Raw genomic sequence first — 22,591 nt, forward strand, 5'->3', positions numbered from 1 at the left:
GGGAAGCGATGCCGCCTGACGCGGCATCGCCTCCGTTCCGTTTGACGTCAGCCGCTAGTCCTTCGTGCAGACGACGTCGTCGACCTGGAGGTGGTCGCGGTCGGCGACACTGCGGCTGGGATAGAAGAACAGGCGCCAGTCACGCACGTTGCCGGTGAAGCGGAAGAACACCGGCTGCCACTCGTCGCTGTCCACGGTGATGAAGTCCGTCTGCGGGCTCCACCCGCCGCTGGAATAGCTGCGGTGGCGGATGCTGCCGTGGCCGCGCACCCGGTACGAGCAGGAGTAGTTGCCGACCGGCACGTTGAACTTCTCGGTCGTGAAGCGCTCCGCGACCTGGATGGGCACCACGAACTGCAGCGCCGCCGAGCCGCCGTGCACCGCGCTCGTGTAGCGCGCGAGGCGCGAGGGCTTGATCTCCGAGCCCGGGTCCGCGATGCCGTTGTCCAGGCCGTACCAGTAATCCGGGAGGTAGTTGTTCCCGTAGTAGGGGATGGCGCGGGTGCTCCAGTTCTCGAAGCCGCCGTTGGGGATGATGTTCGCGGCGTGGTCGGCCGCGACGCAGCGGCGGGTGGCCGGGTCGCAGGCGGGCAGGGCGCCACGGCAATCATACGTCGTGAAGCAGGCGCCTTCGGACAGCTCGCACACGCCCGTGGTGGGGTTGCAGCTCGTCGCCGGGTTGCTGCACGTGACACCGGCGCAAGGGTCGCCCTCGATGCAGAGGTGCGAGGCGGTGTCGCAGACCGGCGTCTCCGGGGTCCCCGCGCAATCCGCGTGGCGGACGCAGCGGTCCGCCGCGGTCACGCAGGTGTGGGTCGCGTCGCAGGCCTGCCACTCGCTGCAGTCCATGGCGTCCTCGCAGCGGCCGGAGAGCGGCTGGCAGGTCACGGTGGTGTTGTCGCAACGCGCCCAGTCCTCGCAGGTGACCGAGTCGCACGGCTCCGGGGCCCGCACACAGCGGACGTTGTCGATGAGCAGGTGGTCGCCGGTGGTGTTCCGGACGCTGAAGATGAGCTCGAAGGTGTCGAAGACGGAGTTGGCCAGGTTGAAGTTGTAGTTCACCTGGGTCCACGTCTGCGTGCTGAGGGACGTGTAGGACGAGTAGCTGGAGTAGTCGGTGCCGAACCAGCCGTTGCGGACGTCACCGTTACCCCGAGCCCGATAGGTGCACGCGTAGCGGCCCGCGGGCATGGACTTCGCCGCGGTGCTGAAGCGGCGGTGCGTGGACGAGGTGTTGATCAACTGGGCCGCGTTCACGCCCTCGAACGCCTGCGTCGTGACCTTCTTCACCTCTTCGATGTTCGTCGTGCTCCCGAACCAGAGCGCCGGAGTCGCGCCGGACCATTCCTCGAAGCCCCCGTTGTCGATGACGTTCGCATCGGTGGTGCCGCCCCCGTCCGGGGTCCCGGAGCCCGCGTCGGTCGGCTCGGAGCCCGCGTCGGTCGGCTCGGTGCCCGAGTCCGGAGTCTCAGAGCCGGCATCGGGCGTCTCCGTGCCGGAGTCCGGCGTCTCGGAGCCCGAGTCCGGCGTCTCCGTGCCGGAGTCCGGCGTCTCGGTGCCTGCGTCCGGCACCGGATCTCCTGAGTCAGGCGTCTCGACGCCCGCGTCCGGCCGGGTCTGCCCGGCGTCGGGTGTCTCCGGGGAACTTGAATCGCCGCACGCGACGGCCAACAGCAGCAGCGAAGTCAGACACACTCGAAACAACGTCAACGCAGCCTCCGGTGAAGAACTGGATCTTTCGTACCACACTGTACAGGAGACCCATCACCCGCAGGGGCTCTCAGCGCGTTCCTTTCATGGGAATGGCCGGAAAACCCCCGAGGTAGGAATCCGCTGGGCCTCCGCGACCGCCGGACCGTGCCCCACGCTTCGGGCGAGCACGAAGACGCGGCTCGTTGAAGTGTATGTGATTGATTTGGATGTCTTGAGGCCGTACCGCGCGTCAAGAACCTGCCAGGGGAGATCGTCGTCGCATGTCGTCAGTTTTGACGCACTGCGGGTGTGTGCTCGTGTGTCGCGTCAGCGCATACGTATTTTCCACGTGCGGTGAATGTGTGCGCAGGTGTTTCGGAAGATATTTGTTCAAATGGCTGGACAAACATGGCGATGTTTTGTTTTTGATTATGCCATTGGGTTGGGGGGCACCATGCGAGCGCGCCAGGGGGGCGGCTCCGCCGTGACTCCCCTTTTGTTGGAGGAGAGCGGCCATGGCGAACGCGGTGTTCTCGTCGAGCGTGACCTACACACCCAGCGGAGGCGGTTCGCTCACCCAGGGGTTCCGTGTGGCTTTCCCGTATACGGCCTCCTCGGCCGGAACGGTGGATGTCGCCGCTGGCTCCACGGCCGCGGTGGACATCGGCTTCGGATCCGTGAGCGAGGTCCTCGGCTTCGTCCTCCAGAACAACACCGACAAGGACATCGCCATCAAGGTGGGCACCACCGCCCTCTACAAGCTCGCGGCGGGGGGCGTCCTGATGCACTGGTCCCCGGTGAAGTCGGGCGCGTCCCTCAGCGGCGTGAGCGCGACCCCCGACACCCCCACCAACCCTGGGACGATCGAATACGTCGTCCTCGGGAACTGACCGTCTTCATCAACGAGGCCCACCATGCCGGCACGTCTGCATCCAGGTGTATACGTTGAAGAGGTTCCCAGCGGCGCACGAGCAATCGAGGCGGCGGGAACCTCGACGGCCATCTTCGTCGGTGACACCGAGCGCGGCCCGCTCACGCCCACCCGCATCAAGGGCGTCGCGGATTACGAGCGGCAGTTCGGCGGCTTCAAGCGCCACGCCGGTGTCGCGCCCGCGGCGAGCTCCGTGGTCCTGCGCTACGCGATCGACGCCTTCTTCCGCAATGGCGGCACGTCCGCGTACGTCCTGCGCGCCATCACGAACACCACCGTCTCCCCTGCGAAGACGGGGGCCCGGGCCAGCCTGGGCGTCGTGGCCTCTTCGCCCGGCGCGTGGTCGTCCAACCTGGCGGTGGTGCTCGGCGACTCCAGCGACGGTGACGCCACCCGGTTCCGCCTCTTCGTGGTCTACACCTTCCCTGGCACCTCCGACGGCGTGATCGTCGAGCGCTGGGACCGGCTCTCCGCCACGCCCACGGATGAGAACTACGCGAAGGACGTCCTCCTGCGCAGCTCCTACATCCGCTGGCAGGACGGCCCGGTCGTGAAGCCGGCCGGTCCCGCGGATGTCGCGGGGGCGAGCCCGCTCGACACCGCCATCGTCGCGTCCGCCGCCAGCCACTTGCTGACGGGCGGCACCCAGGGCAACTCGGACTTCCCGAACGCGAACCTCCCGGGCCTGCTCTCCGCGCTCGATGAGGTCACGGACGCGAGCCTGCTCGTCGTCCCCGCCCAGTTGGGCGAGGCGGACAATGACGTGGTGACGCGGACCCAGGCCGCGCTCGACTACGTGACGGGCCGTCCCCGGCAGGACCTCTTCTGCATCGCGGACATGCCCCGGTCGGCCAACAAGACGGCCACGGAGGCGGCGTCCGCCACGGTCGCGTACATCCGCAACGCCGTGCTCACCCCGACGAACTTCGGCGGCGTGTACTTCCCGTGGATTGAAATCAGCGATCCGGCGGGCGTCGGCCGGGACCCGACCCTCGTCATCGGGCCGAGCAGCTTCGTCGCGGGCATCTACTCCCGCACGGACCAGCGCCGCGGCGTGTGGAAGGCCCCCGCGGGCCTGGAGGCGACGGTCCTCAACTCCCGGCGCCTCGACTACAACCTGCTGGACGCGCATCAGGACGACCTCAACCCGCTGGGCATCAACGGGCTGCGCGCCCAGCCCGGTGGCGGCAACGTCGTCTGGGGCGCTCGCACGATGCAGCCCGGGTCGGAGTGGCGCTACGTGCCCGTCCGGCGCACGGCCATCTTCCTGCGCACGAGCATCTACAACGGCATCCAGTGGGCGGTGTTCGAACCGAACGATGAGCCGCTCTGGGCGCAGCTCCGGCTCACCATCGGCGGGTTCATGGAGCAGCTCTTCCGCCAGGGCGCGTTCGCGGGACGCACCACCCGGGAGGCGTTCTTCGTGAAGTGCGACGCGGAGACGACGCCGGAGGCGGATCAGATCGCGGGCATCGTCAACGTGTCCGTCGGTTTCGCGCCGCTCCGTCCAGCCGAGTTCGTCGTCGTCCGGCTCAGCCAGATCGTCAATCAGAAGGCGTAGCGAGGGCAAACGGCCATGGCACTCTTTTCTGTCAACAGCCACCGGAGCGACCCGTACAAGAACTTCAAGTTCCGCGTCCTCATCGACGGGCGCCCGGTCGCCGGGCTCTCCAAGATGAGCGCGCTCAAGAAGTCGACGGAGGCCGTCGAATGGCGTGAGGCCGGAGACCCGTCGATCGTCCGGAAGATGCCGGGGCGCACGAAGTTCGAGCCCATCACCCTGGAAGCGGGGCTCACCCACGACACCACGTTCGAGGAGTGGGCCAATCTGGTGAACAACCTGGACGGCGCCGCGGCCATGTCGCTCGCGAAGTACCGCAAGGACATTGCCATCGAGGTGCTCAACCTCCAGAGCACGCCGGTCCTCCGGTTCAAGGTCCGCCGCGCGTGGGTGAGCGAGTACCAGGCCACGCCGGAGATGGATGCGAACGCCAACGCGGTCGCCATCACCATGGTCAAGATCGAGCACGAAGGCTTCCAGCGGGACACCACGCTGACCGAGCCCGCCGAAACCTGATTCCTCCTCCTCCATCGGCCCACGGAGATCCGAGATGGCCACAGAGCGGATCGAAAACCCGTTCGCCCGGCGACGGGCGCAGCCAGGTCCTGCCCCGAGGGAAGGGGAGGGCGCGCGCGAGGTCCGGTCACCGTCTCCGCCCGAGTCCGCGCAGGCGCGTCCCACGGCGCCTGCCCGCGGCGTGCACAAGCCGCGCACTCCGCGCTCTGAGTCTCCTCTTCGGGCCATGACCGGCTACGAGGAGGAGGCCGTCGAGGCCCACCAGCGGGACCCCAACACCGCGGCGCTCTGCAATGAGATCGTGGCGCGGTGCTCGGTGGCGCCCGGCGCGGACTTCGAGGCGGCGTACGCGCACGTCCGGGAGCTGACGACCGTCGAGCGCGATGCCGCCCTCGTCCGGATCCGCCAGCTCTCCCTGGGGGACGTGGTCCACCTGGAGGTGGCCTGCCCCTCGTGCGGCCACAAGAACGAGATCGACTTCAAGCTGAGCCAGCTTCCACTGCCGGAGGCGCCTGTCCCCACCGAGGTCGAAATCGAGCTGCCCGGTCACGTCCTTCCGGCGGAGTCCGCCGCACGCACGGCGCTCGCGCGGACTCCGACGGCGGGAGATCAGGAAGACCTGCTGTCCGCTGGCCTCGAGTCGGAGTCGGCGCGCCGCACGTTCCTCCTGGCGCGTGTACTGGTCCGGTACGCGGGAGAAGAGGGGCCCTTCGACGAGTCGTTCGTGCGCGCGTTGCCCATTGCCGCGCGCGCCGCGATCGAGCGGGCCATCGAGTCGGCGCTCCCGGACCTCGACCTCGGCATGGCGGTGCAGTGCTCGTCGTGTCGTGCCGGTTTCGAGAGTCCGTTCGACGTTGCGGCTTTTTTTTTGCCGAGCTGAGTGGGAGGGGGCGACGGATGTTGCATGACGTCCACAGGCTGGCCGCGCGCTACCACTGGAGCGAGGACCAGATCCTCCGCCTGAAGCTCTCCCGGCGCGCCGCGTACCTCGCCCTCATCGAGGCCGAGGCCGACCAGCACCTGTTCGACGCGCTCGGGGAGGGGTAAGGCGCGATGGCGGCCCTGTCGCGGATCGTCCAGGGACCCTTGCGCGGCGCCGGAGAGGGCGCCGCGGGTGAGGCCACGCCGCGTACCGCGCCGATGAGCGTGCGCGCCACCGAGTCCGAGCGCGCGACGCCCGCCGTGGACGTCCCGGCCGGCCCGTTCATGCCCGCGCGGATGACGGCCTCCGTCCCGTTGGCGGAACCCGCGCCAGAGCGTCCCCAGGTCGGCGCAGGGACCGTGGCGGAACCGCCGGCCCCCGGTCGTCCCAATGGGGGCGAGCCGCCACGTGCCACCGCTCCCGTGTCTGCGGCGCCTGTTCCCGCCGCCACCCCGGTCCCCGCGCCGAACCCGGCAGCGAAGGTCCCGGTCTCCACCGCTCCCGTGGCTTCCACCGTGGCCGCTCCGGCTCCCGTTCCGCCCGCGAGGCCGGTGGTCGCGGAGCGTCCTCGTCTTCCCGCCATGGCCGCACCGCTCGTGGTGCGAGAGCGCGTGGTCGAGCGCCGCACCGAGCGCGTGGTGGACCGCGTCGTCGAGCAAAGGGTGGTTGTCACCGCGGCTGTTCCGCGCGAGCCCCTGGCCCCCGCACCGGAGCGTCCCGTTGTGGAGTCTCCGCGCTGGGCGGCGCCGCCGCTTGCTCCACCCGCACCTCCACAGCCTCGGAGCGCGCCCGGGCCCTCCTCGGGCAACGCGGACGAGCGGACGGCGAAGCCACCGCTGGCTGCTTCCCGGCCTCCCGAGGCCCCGTCCGCGCAGCGCCCTCCGCGCCCATCGGCCCCTTCCGAGGAGAGACCGGCTCGCGCGGCGGCGCCCACTCCCGCCGTGATGGTCCCCGTCGCGCAGCCTTCTGGCATGGCACCTGCGAAGGCTGCTCCGTCCCCGGCGCAACCCCAGCCGAAGGCGCCTTCCAGCAGTCCCGCTCCGGCCCCCGCGCCGAAGTCCGCGCAGCCTGCTCCTCCCGCGCCGCGCCCTCGCGCTGACGCCGCGAGCGTGCGCCCCGCACCCGTGCCTGCGCCGCAACGCGCGCCTTCACCCGCGCGTCCCGCGCCGCCGAGCATCTCCATCTCGGTCGGCCGCATCGAGATCGTCGGCAGCCGTGCGCCGGCTCCACGGCCGGCCACGGTGCACGCGCCGCGCTCTCATCAGATCGAACCGGGGCTCCCGCTCGGTCCTTTCGGCGGGAGGTGGTAGGTGGCGACGTTCAACAACCTCTACCACGCGACCGAGGCCATCAAGCACGTCCTCGAGACGCGCATCACCCCGGCGCCGGGCAACGTGATTGCCGGTCCGCCGCCCGACACCGCCATCACCATCGAGGAGCTGCGGGTGTCGCTCCTCTGGGTCAACGAGCAGGCGGGCCACAAGAACGACGGTTACATCCGCAACCCGGACGGCACGTCCTCACCGCCGCCCGCGTCGCTCTCCCTCTTCGTGCTGATCACCGGCTACGGCGAGGACCCCGAGACCAACTCCGCCGGTGCCCACCGCCTCATCGGTGAGGTGCTGCGGATCTTCCACTCGGAGCCGCACATCGAGCTGCCCATCCCGGCGCTCCCGAGCAACAGCGGCAGGGGCCGCATCTCGCTCGCGCTGGTGCCGCTCACGCCGGACCTGGTGGAGAAGCTCTTCTCTCCGCTGCAGATCAAGCACCGGCCCTTCCTCCTCTATGAGGTCGGCCCGGTGCAGCTCGTGAGCAAGCTCGCCGTGACGCCGGTGTCGCCGGTGGTCGCCCCGGGAGGCGTGGTCCTCACCGGGCCCTCCATCTCTACGCCGCCGCGGGTCGGACGGCTCGTGCCGAGCAGCCTCGCGGAAGGAGGCTACCTGCGCATCGATGGGGCGTTCCCGACGTCCATCGACGCGGTCTGGATTGGCGCGAGGAAGTTCGTCGCTGGCGGCTTCGACGTCATCGAGCCGGGCCGCGCCATCGGGCTCAAGCTGCCCACGGCCGGACCGAACGCGGTTCCGCAAGGCGTCCACCGCGTGTCGGTGATGAGCGGCAAGGTCGCTTCCGAGCCCATGGACCTTCGCGTCGTGCCCGCGGGCACCTGGTCGGTCGATGGACCGAAGGTCCTCTCCGTGGCGAAGGGCGCGACCTTCAAGCTGGAGGGGCAGGGGCTCGCGCCCGCCACGCAGGTGTACCTCTGGCCGGACAGCGGCATCTTCGCGCCCACCGACGTGCACCGGATTGGGGGCCTCACCGTCACGCCCACCTCGGTGGAGTTCACCGTCCCCAGCCTGCCTTCCGGCGACTACCGGTTCTCGGTCGAGCTCACCCTCGGAGCCTCGGTGCCGTTGCAGTTCACGCCGTTCGTCACCGTGGAGCTCAAGGGATGAGGGACTCCGTGCCTCCTCCCGGTTCCGCGCTCGCGCTCGCGCGTGAGCTGGTGCTGCTCGGCGCGGAGGCCGCCGTGCGCGAGCGGGAGACCACCACGTTCGACGCGGCGGCGGGGTTCGCGCATGCGCCCGAGCGGTTCCGGGAGCTTGGCGAGCGGATGCGCGCGTGTCTGCTGCGGCAGGACCCCATGACGGCCCGCCTGCGTGGCCGGCTGGGGCTCTCCGAGGAGGGCACCTGGCTCGTCGTCCTCGCCGCCGCCGTCGAGGCCCACCCGGAATGCGCCGCGGCGGCGAGCATCCTCGCCGAGGACGAGCGCGTCCAACTGGTGACGCCGGCCGCGTTCGCCAGGCTCCTCGTGTCCTCGCAGGGCATCCCCTTCGAGCGCGCCCTGGCTGAGGCCATTGAAGGCGGCGCGGCGGAGCGCATGGGCCTGGTGGAGCGCATCGAGGCGGCCGTCCAGAAGCCGCTCGCGCAGGTGCCCGTGCGCCTTGCCCCGGCCGAGGCCCGGCGTCATCTGCTCGCGGACGTGCCCGAGGTGGAGCCCACGCAGCTCGCCATCACGCGCGAGCCTCCCTCCCAGCGGTTGGGGCTGCCCAGGGCGCTGGTCGAGGGTGCCCGCGCCATCCTCGATGAGGAGGGCGTCCTCTGCCTTCGCGCCGGGACGGCCCGCACGTCGCGCCAGCTCGGGCTCGACCTTGCCTCCGTGGCCGGTGAGACGGCCTTCCTCGTCGGGGGGGCGGACGAGCCGCCCGACGCGGCCGAGGTCATGCGCCTGCGCGGCGGCCTCCCGGTGGTGGACCTCCACGCCGCCTGCCAGTCGCGCCCCTTCCCCGAGCCGTGGATCCGGATGGTCTCGCGGCACCTGCCCGCGGTGGTGCTCCTGGTGCCACACAACGCGTACACCGGCGCCTGGCCCACCGTGGATCTACCGGAGCTGGACCTCGATGCGCGCCGCCGCGTGTTCGAGGCCGAGTTCGGCGAAGGACCCGTGGCCGCGGCGCTGGCCCTCCGCTTCCGCTCGAGTCTCGACGAGGTGCGTGCGGCCTCGCGCGCCGCCACCACGAAGCTGCGCCTCGCGGGCGGTGCCTCCAACGGAGTCGACGCAGACGCCATCGCGGCGCAGCACGCAGCCTCGCGCGCCGCCACCATGAAGCCGAGCCTCGCGGACGGTGCATCCAACAGAGTCGACTCCGACGCCATCGCGGCGGAGCGTGCGGCCTCGAACGCCGCCACCACGAAGCTGCGCCTCGCGGGCGGTGCCTCCAGCGGAATCGACGCCGACGCCATCGCGGCGGAGTTGCTGGCCCAGGGCGCGCGGAAGATGGGCCGGCTCGTTACGCACATTCCTTCGCGCGCGGTGTTCGACGACCTTGTCGTGCCGCCGCACCTGCGCGACACGCTCGTCGACATCGTGGGCTTCTACCGGGCGGCGCCCCGGGTGCGCGCGGAGATGGGCCTGCCGGGGGCGTCACCGCTGGGACGCGGCCTCTCGTGCCTGTTCTCGGGCAGCCCCGGCACGGGCAAGACGTTCGCCGCGCAGTGCCTCGCGAGCGCGCTGGGGCTCAACCTCTACCGCATCGACCTGAGCCAGGTCGTCTCCAAGTACATCGGCGAGACGGAGAAGGCGCTGTCGCGCGTGTTCGAGGAGGCCGAGGCAGGCCACGGCATCCTCCTCTTCGACGAGGCCGACGCGCTGTTCGGCAAGCGCAGCGAGGTGAAGGACGCGCACGACCGGTACGCCAACGTGGAGGTCGCGTACCTGCTCCAGCGCATGGAGTCCTTCGAGGGCATCAGCATCCTGACGACCAACCTGCGCAGCAACATGGACACCGCGTTCCTGCGCCGCCTCCGGTTCGTGCTGGAGTTCCCCATGCCGGATGCGTCCATGCGGACGTCGCTGTGGCAGCGCTCGCTTCCGCCCGCCGCGCGCTGGGCGCCCGGCCTGGACCTGCGCCCCTTCGTGGAGCGCTTCAGCCTGGCGGGCGGCAGCATCTACAACATCGGCGTCGCGGCGGCGCACCTCGCCGCGGCTGAACCCGACGGCCTCGTGCGGATCGACCACCTGGTCCGCGCCACGTACCGGGAGCTGGAGAAGGTCGGGCTCGGGCGCTCGCGGGAGGACTTCGGGCCGCTCGCCGTCCACCTGCCGGGCCACGCACAGGAGCTGAACGGCAAGCCCGTCGTGTGGGCGAGGGGACGCGCATGAGCGGCATCTCCGTCCGCATCGACACCATCTCCGTGCTGGGCCTCTCCGAAGAGGCCCGGACGCAGGCCGTCCAGGCCACGGTGCAGGACGCCCTGCGCAGGCTCGCGGAGCGCCTCGCGAAGTCCCCGCTCGCGCGCTCCGGTGTGCAGGAGCTTGCCCTGGAGCGGCTGTCGCTCGACGCGATTCCCGCGGACGAGCTGCTCTCCGAGCGCGGCGCGGAGCGTCTGGCCGACGAACTGTATTCCGCCGTCCTGAGGAGGTTCCCTTGAGCGACCCTGTCAGCTACCTGCGAGGCGCATTCATCGCGTACGAGCCGGGCGGCTACCCGAACGGCGACAAGCGGGTGATTCCGTTCCGCTTCAACCCCGAGATATTGACCCGGGCCTTCCAGGTCGAGCAGGGCAAGAGCGGCTCCGGCACCGAGGGCGCGGCGAAGGGCTCCGGCAAGGGAGAGCAGGGGGCCGACGCCGCCAGCGGCAACGTCAAGCAGACCCTCACCGTGCAGGTGCGCTTCGACTTCGATGACCGGCTCCAGAGCGCGGAGAACCTCCCCGCGGAGCTGGGCATCCTCCCGGAGGTCAGCGCGCTGGAGGGACTGCTCTTCCCGGCCGAGAGCCCGCAGGACCGGAGCTCCGACGGCAAGGAGCCCGTCAAGGCGCGCAAGCAGCGCCCGACGGTCCTGTTCGTGTGGGGCAAGAAGCGCGTGCTCCCCGTCCGCATCACCGGGATGAACGTCAACGAGACCCGCCACAACCGCGACCTCAACCCCATCCGCGCGGAGGTCGACGTGCAGTTGGAGGTCCTGACCGACGCGGACGCCAAGGACAACAAGGCCGTGGCGGACGCGCTCTCCTTCACCGCGTCGAAGCGCTCGGAGATGGCGCGGCAGTTCCTGGATACGACGGCCGCGCAGGGGACCAACATCCTGCCGCTCTGACGCGAAAGGCGCTCACCCGTGATCGACAAGACGAGCCGATACGCGAAGACCCCCACGGACACCGCCACCGACGCCTCCGGAGAGGACGTCACGCTCCTGTCGCTTCGCGAGATCCCGGCGACAGGCGGCGTCTTCTTCCACGCTCCCGGCGAGGGAGAGCGGCTGGACAACCTGGCGCAGCAGTACTTCCGCGACCCGAAGAAGTTCTGGCGCATCTGCGACGCCTCCAGCGTCCTCGACCCGTTCGACGTGCTCGTCCCCGGACGGCCCGTCCTCATCCCGCCGAACCGCTGAGGAGCCATGCCGGATCCGCGCCTGCTCGTATCCATCGATGGGGAGCCGATCGAAGCCTCGGTGCTCGGTCTGCTCACCCGTATCGAGGTGCGCGAGAGCGACGCGGACCCGACCTTCCTCGCCCTGCGCTTCAACGCCACGCAGTCGCCCGAGGGTGAGTTCTCTCCGCTGGATGACGGCCTCTTCGTGCCGTCCGCGAAGGTGTCGGTGCAGATTGAACCGCCGGGCGGCAACTCCGTGCGTCTCTTCGAGGGCTTCGTCACGCACGTGCGCCCGCACTTCGAGTCCGTCGAATCCAACAGCTACGTGGAGGTGCTCGCCATGGACGCGGCCGTGCTGCTCGCGGCCGAGGAGCGGGTGGAGGCCTATCCCGACGTCACCGACACCGAGGCCGCGGAGAAGGTCTTCTCCCGCTACCAGCTCGCCTTCTCTGGTGAGACGACCGGCACGCGCCACGAGGAGAAGAAGCAGCTCCTCGTGCAGCGCGGCACCGACTGGGAGCTGGTCCAGCGCCTGGCGCGGCGCAATGGCTTCGTCTGCTACCTGGAGCCCGACCCCCAGAGTGGCGCCGTGACGGCGTTCTTCCGGCCGCGCGCCCTCAAGGACACGCCCCAGCCCGACCTGACCATCCTGCGCGATGATCCCAACCTCAAGTGGCTGGACCTCCAGGCCACGATGAACGGACCTGCTCGCGTGAAGGGCGCGGCGATCGACCCCATTGGCAAGCGGGTCGTGCGCTCCGATGGCAGCCCCAAGCTGGATCCGCTGGGCGACGGACTGGTGGGCGACGCGCTGGAGAAGGGCCTGAAGCAGGCGGGGGCGACCGGCGCCGTCACCCTGCTGCGCGACCCGTTCCCGGCGGAGACGGCCATCGCCGACGAGGGCTCGGCCGCGACGGACCGGGCGCTCTTCGCCGTCGAGGCGAGGGGAGAGGTGGACACGCCCCTGTACCGGGGACTGCTCCGCGCGCGCCGTCCCGTGCTCATCAAGGGCGTGGGGCGGATGTTCGCGGGCGTCTACTACGTGCGCGCGGTCCGGACGACGGTGGACGAAGGGGTGATCAGCCAGACCTTCGTCGCCGAGCGCAACGCGCTGGGCCTTTCCGGAAGAGAAGACTTCGGCCAGAGCGCCGAGGAGGTTCCGCCGCAATGAAGGTGGAAGACCTGCTGCGCACGTTCGAGGAGCGGTTCCTTCACCGCTTCTACGGAAAATACGAGGCCGTCGTCACCGACAACGCGGACCCGCTGGAGATTGGCCGCCTGCGCGCGAAGGTGCCCGCCGTCCTGGGCGAGGATGTCACGACGGGCTGGGCGCTGCCGTGCGCGCCCTACGGTGGCGGCAAGGACCGCGGCTTCCTGTTCACGCCCGAGGTTGGCGACACGGTGTGGATCGAGTTCGCGGCGGGAGACCCGAGCCGGCCCATCTGGACCGGCTGCTTCTGGGGCGCGCCGGAGAGCACCGGCCAGAGCGACGACCTGGGCACGGAGAGCGGCACGGAGGTGCCCACCTCCGAGGACACCAAGGCCGGCCCCATGAAGCACATCCTCCGGACCAAGGCGGGCCACCGCATCTTCATGGATGACGACGGAGAGGTCGTCGTGCTCGCGCACGGCGGCGACAAGGTCGAGCTGCGCCTGACCAAGAACGGCGAGCTGATCATCAAGGCCGACAAGATCAAGCTGGGCGACGGGGCGGAGCAGGCCGTCATCCTGGGCAACGACTTCATGCAGTTCTTCAACAGCCACACGCATCCCACCGGCGTCGGGCCGTCCGGGCCTCCGGCGCAGCCGATGCAGTCGAGCCACCTGTCGAAGAAGACCTTCACGGAATAGCCCTCCCCATGCCCCTCGTGTTCGACACGCTCAAGACCCAGCTCGAACAGACCTGGCTCGTCCCGGAGGGCGGCTCCTATCCGCAGGACGTGAACGCGTCCGCGGACCACTTCGCGACCGCGGTCTCCAGCTGGTTCGCGGCGGGGCAGGCGGCGGGGATCCCCTGCGCGACGGCGCTCGCGCGCAAGTCCCAGCTCGCGGCAGCGGCGGCGGGTGCGCTCGCCGCGCAGTCGGCGCAGGCCGCGGGCACCCAGTTGGCGATGGGCGTGGCGGCGTACATCGCGGGCCAGAGCTTCCCGCCCGGCACGGCGTCCTTCCCGACCGCGGCGAGCGCGGCGGTGACCCAGCTGATCTCCGTGTTCTCCGACGTGGACGGGGCGGTGTCGCAGAAGGCGCAGCAGGTCGCCACGGCGTGCACGCTGCTCGCGTCCACCACCCTCGTCATCTTCCCCGTTCCCCCCGGCCCTCCGCCCGCGCCCATCACCTGAGGACGACCTCCCATGGCCGATCGCTTCCTCCAGCATCCATTCCGGTTCGGCGCCCAGGGCGGGGTCGCCGTCATCGATGACGCGGACAAGCACCTGCGCGACAAGATCCTCGCGGTCCTGTTCACCGCGCCGGGCGAGCGCGTGAACCGGCCGGACTTCGGCGTGGACCTCAACCGCGCCGTCTTTGACGAGCTCAATGACCTGACGATTGGAGCGCTGGAGTTCCGCATCTCGCAGTCTCTCCGCCGCGACATCGGCGATGAAATCCTCGTGGACGGGGTGGACGTGGAGGCCTCCCCCGAGGACGGGGAGCTGTGGGTGAAGATCGCCTTCCGCCGCCGCACCGACCGGCTGCCCCGCAACCTGGAGGTGCGGCTGTGACCTCCCCGTGGCTGCAGTGGTCCGGCCGTCATGGGACCTCGCTGTTCCAGGGCATCGACTACCTGGAGCTGAAGCTGCTCCCCAACGAGCAGGCGCCCACGTCCGCGACGCTGGTCGTCCATCTCCAGAGGACCTGGGTCGCCCCCAAGTTCTCAGAGAAGAGCTTCGCCATCTCAGGCGGCCTGCGGATCACCGACCTGGGCTTCACCTACGTGAGCGAGGACAGCGCGCAGAAGACCGTCACGCTCGCGCTCTCCCAGGTCGGTGATGCGTCCGAGTACACGCTGACGCTGCTGTCCACCGGAGAGGGGCCGAACGGCCCGCAGGTCCATCCCTTCTTCGGAAGCGCGACGTTCGACTTCACGCTGAGCTGCGAGGGCGGCGACTGCCGGCCCCTCAAGGAGCAGCCTCCCCGGGCGTTGCAGCCACGGCCCGCGGTGGACCTGCTCACCAAGGACTTCTCCGGCTTCGTGCAGATGTTCGGCGACTGGGTGCGGGTGAAGAACCCGGCGTGGGCGGACCTCTCGCCCGCGGCCCTGGAGCGCGTGCTCGTGGAGTTGCTCGCGCACCATGGCGACCTGCTGAGCTACTACCAGGACCGCGTCGCCAACGAGGCGTTCGTCGACACGGCCAGCCAGCGCTACTCCCTGCGTCAGCACGCGGAGCTCCTCGGGACGCGCCTGTTCGACGGCACCGCGGCCGAGACGCTCCTCTGCTTCCAGGCCCAGAGCGACGGCTACCTGCCCGTGGGAATCGAAATCACGACCCCGGCCGGCGCGAGCGGCGCGGAGGTGGTGTTCTGGCTCACCGAGCGTTCGCGGGTCCTCGCCGCCCACAACGTGCTGCCGCTCGCCGCGTGGCCCGGGGCCGATGACGCCATCATCCCCGTGGGCGCGAGCGAGGTGCTCCTCTGGGGCACGGTCGAGAACCTCGCCGTGGGCCAGACGCTCGCGTTCGTGCAGGGCAACTATTTCGCCACGACGCCTCCGGACGCACCCGTTCCCCCCGCGCAGATCGTGACGATCACCGGCTTCCGCCATGAGCGGCTTCCGGGATGGACGGCCTCCGCGTCGGACGCCCCGCACACGAACGAGTCCGAGGTCACGGTCGTCGCGTTCGAACCGCCGTTGTCCACCGCGATGCGGCCGGCGTGGGGCGAGCCGGACGCGCTGCGGATCCACGGCAACCTGGGGCGTGCCCGATTCGGCCGCTCACGTCAGGACCGCTACGTCCGCTCGGAGGCGGCCTTCTCGCGCGACCGCCAGAGCTACGTGCTGGAGCGGCGGCCGGGGTTCTCGCACCTGTTGCTGCGCGCACTGCGCCTTTCGGAGACGCAGGTCGTGTTCGAGTCCACCGTCAGCGCGGCGGGGCTCACCGGCTCCTCGGTCCGGGTGGAGGTGACGATCGGCTCGGAGAAGTGGCAGCGGGTGGAGCACCTGCATGCCTCCCAGTCCTTCGACAGGCACTTCGTCGCGACCGCCGACGAGGATGGCTCGCTGTGGCTCGAGTTCGGTGACGGCAAGCAGGGGCGCGCCGTCGAAGTGTGGTCCGAGGACGCGCTGAGCCAGGCGCAGCAGCACAGCGAGCAGCTCCCCGGCGACATCGTGGTGGACTACCGCACGGGCGACGCGGTCGCGGGCAACGTGGGCGCCGGTGTCCTCACGCGCTTCGTGCCCGGCCAGTCCGCCGTGGCCGGCTTCCTGGGGCTGCGCGGGACCAACGTCCTCCCGGGCAGGGGAGGCCTGCGGGCCGAGACGCGAGAGGCCGTGCGCCTCCGCATCCCGGCGTCGCTCCGGCATGGCCCCGTCGAGCGCGCTGTCTCGCTCTCCGACTACGCCGTGGCCGCCGCCACCGTGAAGGGCGTGGGACGCGCGACCGCCAGGCTCCTGGGCGGGCCCTTCAACGCGGTGCTCGTCCTGGTGGATCCGGAGGGACAGACGGGCCTCTCCGAGCCGCTCCGGCAGGCGGTGTTCGACCGCATCGATGCGCTGCGGATGACGGGGCGCGAGCACTTCGTGAGCGCCGCGGAGTACGTGCCCATCGACGTGCGCCTTGGCATCTGCGTCGAGCCGGGGGCGCTGCCCTACCGCGTGCGCTCGGCGGTCCTCGCGGCGCTGCGGCCCGGCTCCAACGAGAAGCCGGGCTACTTCCACCCGGACCGGCTGAGCTTCAGCCAAGGGCTGGAGGTCGGTGAGTTGCTCGCGTTCGTGCAGCGCATCCCGGGCGTGCGGTCGGTCAAGGCGCTCCGCTTCCGCAAGCTCAAGGTGGTGTCCGCGAATGACGTCGAGTCGCGCATCACGCTCGCGCCGACCGAGGTCGTCCGCAACGACGGCGACGACGACATGCCGGACTACGGCAAGTTGAAGGTCCTCGTGGTCGGGCTCGACGCGGGCGTCACCGAGAAGGACTTCGTCATCGAGGAGGTCGCCCCGTGAGCCGCCCACCGCGCTTCCGCACCGCGTACTCCACCACGGGCGAGCCGCTCGCGGGCCGGACCGTGCTCGACTACCTGCCGGACGAGTTCGCGGACCTCCTCGACGAGCAGCGCACGCTGGCCTCGCACGAGCTGGGCTTCCCGCCCTCCACCGCGCAGGGCGACTTCGCCGGCACGCTGATGGAGCTCGCGGCGCTCCTCGGCCACACGCTGGGCGCCTACCAGGACCGGTACGCGAACGACGCCTTCCTGGGCACGGCGCTCACGGCGAAGGCGCTGGTGCGCCACGGGCGCCGCCTTGGCTACGAACCTGGACCGGGCCTGGCGGCCACCGGGTACGTGTTGCTGACCCTCAAGGACGACGTGTCCGGCACGGTGCTCCGGGGCCTGGCGATGGGCTCGGCGGCCGTGGGCGAGAAGAAGGCGCAGGACTACGAGACGACCGAGGACCTGGCCGTCAGTGCGGCGTGGAGCGAGCTCCTCCCCTACGACGCGCTCGCGGTCCTGCCGCTCTCCGGCAAGTCGGTTTTCGAGGTGGAGGGGACGGGGCTCGGCATCGCGCAGGGTGACTTCGTGGTCATCGAGCGGGGGACCACGCTCTCCGCCCACGAGGTGAGCGCGCCGCCCGTGGAGGAGGGGGGACGCACGCGGCTCACGGTGAAGCAGCCCCTCACCGGCAACGACAGCAGCTTCCCGGGCGCCGTCGTCTGGGCGAAGCCCGCGCACGACCTCCATCTCTTCGGCTGGGACACGCCGGCTTCGTCGTTCACGGAGACGGAGCTGCGGGCAGGGGCCCTGCCCACCAGTCCCGCGTCGTATCCAGCCCATGGCTACACCGTGACGCCCGCGAACGGCTCGAGCGAGGCGAACGACCTCTATCTGTCCGAGGAGCTCAAGAAGTCGGTCGTCGGCACGCCCGGGGTCCGCGTCACCAGCGCGGGACTCTCGGCGCTCAGGATCACTTCGGAGGTGTCGAGGAACGTCACGTTCTCCAAGGTCCGCCACGTGGTCGTCCAGATCCCGAAGGACCCCACGAAGCCGAGCGGGGACCAGGTCACCGTGCTCGATGAGAAGCCCACCGTGAGCGTGGCGAGGACCGTGACCACCCTCCAGGCGACGGTGGGGGGCACGACCCTGACCCGGAGCGGGCAGGACATCCGGACCAGCCGGTGGCTCCTCGGCTTCGGCGTGAAGACCGCCCTGGTCGCGACCGGGCCCAATCCGGCGGCCATCACCCAGCCCGGCTCCACGCCCGTCCGGCTCGACCGTCTGGTCGCGGACCTGGAGCCGGGACGGCTCGTCGCGCTGGGAGAGCGCACGGGCGGAGCGCGCTACGAGATCGTGCGCCTCACGTCGGTGGGGACGTGGGCGGATGGAAACAGCACCGTCCGGACGCAGCTCACCTGGGAGCCCGTGGAGCCGCCCGTGGCGGGCGCTCCCTGGACGTTCGGGGCGCTTCGCATCCTGGGCAACGTCGCGCGCATCTCGCACGGGAAGACGGCCTCGGAGGTGCTGGGTGGCTCGGATGGGAGCACGCCCTTCCTGCGCTTCCCGCTCAAGCAGAAGCCGCTCACGTACCTGCCTTCGCTGAACGGCGCGGAGCCCGAGCTGGAGATCCGCGTGGCGGACGTCCTGTGGCACCGCGTCGTGGACTTCGTGGCGTCGTCACCAGAGGACCGGTGCTACCTCGTCCAGCGCGACGAGACCGGCACGGTCAGCGTGGTGTTCGGGGACGGCATCCAGGGCGCCATTCCTTCCTCCGGGAGGAACCACATCGTCGCGACGTACCGCATCGGCATCGGCCCGGACGGCGACGCGGACGCCTTCGCCGTGAGCCGGCTGAAGAAGGCGCATCCCCTGGTGGAGCGGCTGGCGAACCCCCTCGCGGTGAAGGGCGGGGTGGCCCCGGCCGAGCCTGAAGAGGTGCGCACGCAGGCGACGGGCTACATCCGGACGTTCGACCGGGCCGTCTCCGTGGAGGACCACAAGCAGCTCGCGTTGCAGTTCCCGGGCATCGTGAAGGCGAGCGCGGAGTGGACGAAGCTCGAGGGCGGCGCGGAGGGCATCCGCGTGGTGGTCGCCGACGCGAAGGGCACGGCTGCGACCGCGACCCAGGTGAAGGACTTCCTCCAGGCCCGCCGTGACACCACGGTGCTGCTGGACGTGGTGGGCCCGGAGCTCGTCGGGCTCAAGCTCAAGCTGACCGTGGAGAGCGACCCGGCGTACCTGCGGGAGAGCGTCGAGCGCGCGGTGCGTGACGCGCTCTGCGGCACGTCGAAGGACGCGCCGGGCCTGTTCGCCTTCGAGGCCCGCGACCTGGGACAGCCCGCGTTCCTCAGCGAGCTCTACGAGCGCATCGAGCACGCACCCGGCGTGACCTTCGTCCAGCTGCACCTGTTCGACACCCTCGAAGAGGTCGGCAAGGGCCAGCCCCCACGGGTGGCCGACACCGTCATCGCGTGGCCGAACCAGATGCTGGTGCTCGCGTCCCAGGACATCGAAATCCTCTCTCCGGAGGCCCCATGAGCGGCGAAGGCGGCGACACCCCCACGCTCGACCCCGGCGTCCGCGGCCTGGTCACGGACCTGCTCTATTCGCACCTGCCGGCGCTCTACCGCGTCGTCGACATGGCCGAGGGCACTCGCGAGCCGCAGAAGTCGCTCGCGCCCAGGGGCGTGGAGGAGCTCTACAAGTTCCTGCGCATCCTCGCGGCGCCCATCGCGCGGACGCGGCAGAACATCGAAGAGCTGCACGCGGACCTCTTCATCGACAAGAGCGCGGATTGGGTCCTCCCGTATCTCGCGGACATGATCGGGATGCGGCTCGTCTTCCCGGATGCCCCGTCCAACCGGCGCGACGTGCGCGGCACGGTGGGCTGGCGGCGCCGCAAGGGCACCCCCTCCATGCTGGAGGAGATGGCGGGAGACCTCTCCGGCCAGCTGGCGGTGAGCCGCGAGGGATGGAAGCGGATCCTGCTCGCCCAGGACCTGAACCTCTACCGGCCCGAGCGGACGATCGCCGGGCTAGGCGCGGCGACCATCGCCGAACGTGCGTCGGGTCCGCTCGACACCGCGTTCCATGCCGTGGATCCGCGCCGCATCGGCCGGACCACCGGGCGCTACCACCCCAAGCACGTCGCGCACTGGCTGTACCCGACGAAGCTGTTCCCCGTCACGGAGGGAACGGCGAGGGACCGCACGCGCTACACCGGCGGCGGGGTGCCCGAGGTGGACTACCGCTTCGCCTTCAACCCCCTGGGCGACGACGTGCCCCTGCGGGTGCGGCGTGCGTCCGCCGAGGACACGCTCGCGGGAGACCGCGTGCCGCCCCTCCACTTCGCGGCGCGTCCGGGTGACTACTTCGACCAGGAGGGGGGCGGTGGCGCGCGCTTCACGGGGCGCTTCACGGGCCTGCCCGCCGCCGTCGCCAGTCCCTTGAAGGAGGCGCGGGCCTCCATCCGCCTGCCCGCGGAGCGCGCGCTCGCCGCGGACGTCTGTGACGTGTTGCTCCTGTCACACGTGACGGAGCGGTTGTCGTCGCCGGTCCGGGTGGGGGTGATGGCCGTGCCGCTCACCGGCGCGGACGCCAACGTGCCGAACACCGCCGGGGCCGTGCTTCGCGGAGAGGTGCGCATCGAGGCGAGCGGTGGGACGTCGTCCGTTGGCGTGGCCGCGCCCGTGGCGGGCCCGTATGCCGTGATGCTGCGTCTCGTGGCGGACGGGGGCGCGGGATACTTCCCGGGCGCCGTCATCGAAATCGCCTGCCGCGCGCCCTCGGCCGCGATGCCGCCCGCGGATCAGCGCCTCGCCGCGATGGGGTTCCTCTCGGGCGCGCTCACCGTGGAGCTCCCCGCGACGTGGGTGGTCGGGGACCGGTGGCTGTTCGTCGCGGCGGACGGCAGCGTGTACGACGCCGGGGTTCCACTGACCGTCACGTCCGAAGGGCTACGGCTGCCCGGTGAGGCGCTGTCGGCAGGTCCAGGGCCGGCGTGGCCGCCCCTGCCGCTCACCTCCGAGCCCGAGCCGTGGCGGAGCATCCCCTCCGCGACCGCGCGAGGGCCGGTGGTGGTCCACGGTTCACGCGCGCTCAACGTCACCGGTGCGCCGGTGGTGGCGGGCAACGCCGTGGCGCTGCGGCTGGTGTTCGCGCTCCGGATCAGGAGCCAGATCCGCCCCTTCCTCCAACTGGCCTGGACGGGGCCGGACGCCACGGCGGTCACCGCGTGGAAGGCCTTCAAGGCGGACGGCACCGACGTGACGACGGCGGCGGAGCTGCGGACGGCGTGGAGCTTCTTCGCGCAGGAGTCCGCCGCTTCGCGGGACGACGCCGAGCTCTGGCTCCGGTTGGAGTCCGACACGCAGCGCATCCTCCTGCCGTCCTGCGAGGTGTCCTTCACGAGCGACCACGGCGAGGCGGTGCTCATCCACCTCCCGGCGCTCGAGACGAAGGTGCCGCCCCTCGCGGGCTGGTCTCCGTCACTCGCCTTCGCGAGCGAGGCCGTGTCGGTGAGGCTCGACGGCTCGACGGTCTGGGCAGGAAGCCTGCAAGTGGCGCGCTTCGCGTGCGGGACCATCGCCCCCATTCGCGAGGCGAAGACGCTGCGCCGCCGACACATCCGGCAGCGCACGCTGTGCTGGTGGAAGAACGAGGACCCGATGAGCCCCCAGCTCGGCCTCGCGACGCCCGCGGGCTGCCTGGACATCGATCCCGCGCACGGCCTGTTCTCCTTCGCGAAGACCGAACCCGCGGCGCCGTTCACCGTGGCGTCGGTGCATACGGGGGCCGCCGGCTGGCCGCCGAGCCCGGTCACGGTCGACTTCCTGGAAGGCTATTCATTCCACACCGGAGCCCGCCCCGACGCGCGCGAGCCGCTGCTCGCCGAGGAGCTGCCCGCGCCGACGCGGCTCGTGCTCCGCGGGGGCAGCCTGCACCGGGACGCGCCCCTGTCGTACCAGTCCCTCCCGCGCTACTCGACGCTCGGAGAGGCGCTCGCCGCCGTCGTCGCGGATGGCGTGAAGGCGGCGAAGCACGAAGTCATCCAGTTCGAGGACAGCGCGACGTACGCGGAGAGCGCGCTGGTCTGGCCGGCCAACGTGACGTCGCTGACCCTCCAGGCGGCGGAGCTTCACCGGCCCGTGCTCCTGCTCGGCGCGGCGTGGGCGAGCGTCGCGCCCCCGACGTACGAGAAGCTGACGCTGCACGGGCTCGCCATCCGGCAGACCACCTACCCGGGGTCGCCGCCGGTGCCGGCCACGGTGGCCCTGGATCCGCCGCCCGCCAGACAGGTCGAGGTGCGGTTCTGTTCCGCGCTGGCGCCCCACGACCTCTGGAGGTTCACGGCCGCGGAGGGCTCGGACACGGCGATCCGCCTCTTCCGCTGCCTCGCGCCGAGGCTCCGGGTGAATGGGGCCGCCTCCGTCATGGTGGAGGAGAGCGTGCTCGACGCGGCGGGCGGCCTGGCCGTCCAGGCCATCGACAGCGAGGTCCGCTTCGAGCGCTCGACGGTCGCGGCCCTTCGCGCGGACCTGGGCGGTGGACCCTCGGTGGACGTGCGCGTCATCGAGGCGAGCGAGAGCCTCTTCACCGACATGGCGCGGGCGCGCGACCGGTTCCACGGCTGCGTCCGCTACAGCCGCGTGGAGCCGGAGAGCCTGCTGCCACGCAGGCATCGCGTCACGGAGGACATCCCCTTGTTCGTCACGCGCGACCGGACCGACGCCGCGCACCTCCGTCTGTCCGAGGAGTGCCCGAGGTCCATCACGCGCGGCGCGGAGGATGGTTCGGAGATGGGGGCGTTCCACGGCGCGCGGTTCGCGCAGCGGGGCGACGCGTTGCTCACGAGGTTGATCGAATTCACACCCGCGGGGCTCCAGACCGGGCTCCTGCGGATGGACTAGCGCGCCGGGCCACTGGGTTCGGCGAGACCTGAGACACCGGGAAGAG

Annotated in this window: 18 protein-coding genes; 17 read left to right on the plus strand and 1 reads right to left on the minus strand. The window is 70.8% G+C overall.

Annotated elements, in window-relative coordinates; translation table 11 throughout:
* Positions 1 to 54: 54 nt before the first annotated feature.
* On the minus strand, positions 55 to 1,710 hold the full coding sequence (locus ACX114_RS14145; RefSeq protein WP_459298425.1) for an invertase recombinase-like protein: 1,656 nt from the start codon (positions 1,708 to 1,710) through the stop codon (positions 55 to 57).
* A gap of 497 nt (positions 1,711 to 2,207) precedes the next feature.
* Here ACX114_RS14145 and ACX114_RS14150 point away from each other — a divergent pair, with 497 nt between their 5' ends.
* The 17 genes from ACX114_RS14150 to ACX114_RS14230 all read left to right on the plus strand — a co-directional run bounded on the left by ACX114_RS14150 (position 2,208) and on the right by ACX114_RS14230 (position 22,545).
* The gene (locus tag ACX114_RS14150) at positions 2,208 to 2,582 is read left to right on the plus strand and encodes a hypothetical protein (RefSeq protein WP_206797526.1); all 375 of its coding nucleotides are present in this window, start codon (positions 2,208 to 2,210) and stop codon (positions 2,580 to 2,582) included.
* A gap of 24 nt (positions 2,583 to 2,606) precedes the next feature.
* On the plus strand, positions 2,607 to 4,184 hold the full coding sequence (locus ACX114_RS14155; protein WP_459298427.1) for a phage tail sheath family protein: 1,578 nt from the start codon (positions 2,607 to 2,609) through the stop codon (positions 4,182 to 4,184).
* A gap of 15 nt (positions 4,185 to 4,199) precedes the next feature.
* Entirely contained in the window at positions 4,200 to 4,700 is a 501-nt protein-coding gene (locus tag ACX114_RS14160) for a phage tail protein (RefSeq protein WP_120528968.1), read from the plus strand.
* Positions 4,701 to 4,734: 34 nt separating this feature from the next.
* Complete coding sequence (locus ACX114_RS14165) at positions 4,735 to 5,580, plus strand: T4 family baseplate hub assembly chaperone (RefSeq protein ID WP_459298430.1); 846 nt, start codon at positions 4,735 to 4,737, stop codon at positions 5,578 to 5,580.
* 17 nt (positions 5,581 to 5,597) lie between these two features.
* Positions 5,598 to 5,747: a hypothetical protein gene (locus tag ACX114_RS14170; protein WP_459298432.1), complete on the plus strand. Its 150-nt coding sequence runs from the start codon at positions 5,598 to 5,600 to the stop codon at positions 5,745 to 5,747.
* Between the two features lie 1,185 nt (positions 5,748 to 6,932).
* Positions 6,933 to 8,075 (plus strand): Pvc16 family protein, encoded by a 1,143-nt coding sequence (locus tag ACX114_RS14175; RefSeq protein ID WP_459298434.1) that lies wholly within the window; start codon positions 6,933 to 6,935, stop codon positions 8,073 to 8,075.
* An 8-nt stretch (positions 8,076 to 8,083) separates the two neighbouring features.
* Entirely contained in the window at positions 8,084 to 10,282 is a 2,199-nt protein-coding gene (locus tag ACX114_RS14180) for an ATP-binding protein (protein ID WP_459298436.1), read from the plus strand.
* Positions 10,279 to 10,551: a hypothetical protein gene (locus tag ACX114_RS14185; RefSeq protein ID WP_459298438.1), complete on the plus strand. Its 273-nt coding sequence runs from the start codon at positions 10,279 to 10,281 to the stop codon at positions 10,549 to 10,551. The genes ACX114_RS14180 and ACX114_RS14185 overlap by 4 nt, the downstream gene beginning before the upstream one ends.
* A complete protein-coding gene (locus ACX114_RS14190; RefSeq protein WP_459298440.1) occupies positions 10,548 to 11,219 on the plus strand; it encodes a CIS tube protein in 672 nt (223 codons plus the stop codon). The genes ACX114_RS14185 and ACX114_RS14190 overlap by 4 nt, the downstream gene beginning before the upstream one ends.
* A gap of 18 nt (positions 11,220 to 11,237) precedes the next feature.
* Positions 11,238 to 11,513, plus strand: coding sequence for a hypothetical protein (locus ACX114_RS14195; protein ID WP_120564342.1), 276 nt, complete (start codon positions 11,238 to 11,240; stop codon positions 11,511 to 11,513).
* Between the two features lie 6 nt (positions 11,514 to 11,519).
* Positions 11,520 to 12,665 (plus strand): phage late control D family protein, encoded by a 1,146-nt coding sequence (locus tag ACX114_RS14200; protein WP_459298442.1) that lies wholly within the window; start codon positions 11,520 to 11,522, stop codon positions 12,663 to 12,665.
* Positions 12,662 to 13,345 (plus strand): phage baseplate assembly protein V, encoded by a 684-nt coding sequence (locus ACX114_RS14205; protein ID WP_459298444.1) that lies wholly within the window; start codon positions 12,662 to 12,664, stop codon positions 13,343 to 13,345. The genes ACX114_RS14200 and ACX114_RS14205 overlap by 4 nt, the downstream gene beginning before the upstream one ends.
* An 8-nt stretch (positions 13,346 to 13,353) precedes the next feature.
* Positions 13,354 to 13,833 carry a hypothetical protein gene (locus ACX114_RS14210; protein ID WP_459298446.1) on the plus strand — a complete coding sequence of 160 codons (480 nt, stop codon included), beginning with the start codon at positions 13,354 to 13,356 and terminating at the stop codon, positions 13,831 to 13,833.
* Positions 13,834 to 13,845: 12 nt separating this feature from the next.
* Positions 13,846 to 14,214: a GPW/gp25 family protein gene (locus tag ACX114_RS14215; protein WP_459298448.1), complete on the plus strand. Its 369-nt coding sequence runs from the start codon at positions 13,846 to 13,848 to the stop codon at positions 14,212 to 14,214.
* Positions 14,211 to 16,649: a baseplate J/gp47 family protein gene (locus tag ACX114_RS14220; RefSeq protein ID WP_459298450.1), complete on the plus strand. Its 2,439-nt coding sequence runs from the start codon at positions 14,211 to 14,213 to the stop codon at positions 16,647 to 16,649. The genes ACX114_RS14215 and ACX114_RS14220 overlap by 4 nt, the downstream gene beginning before the upstream one ends.
* On the plus strand, positions 16,646 to 19,174 hold the full coding sequence (locus tag ACX114_RS14225; protein WP_459298452.1) for a baseplate J/gp47 family protein: 2,529 nt from the start codon (positions 16,646 to 16,648) through the stop codon (positions 19,172 to 19,174). The genes ACX114_RS14220 and ACX114_RS14225 overlap by 4 nt, the downstream gene beginning before the upstream one ends.
* Positions 19,171 to 22,545 (plus strand): hypothetical protein, encoded by a 3,375-nt coding sequence (locus tag ACX114_RS14230; protein WP_459298454.1) that lies wholly within the window; start codon positions 19,171 to 19,173, stop codon positions 22,543 to 22,545. Before ACX114_RS14225 ends, ACX114_RS14230 begins: the two co-directional genes overlap by 4 nt.
* Positions 22,546 to 22,591 lie beyond the last annotated feature (46 nt).

Source organism: Corallococcus sp. M7 (assembly GCF_054512695.1).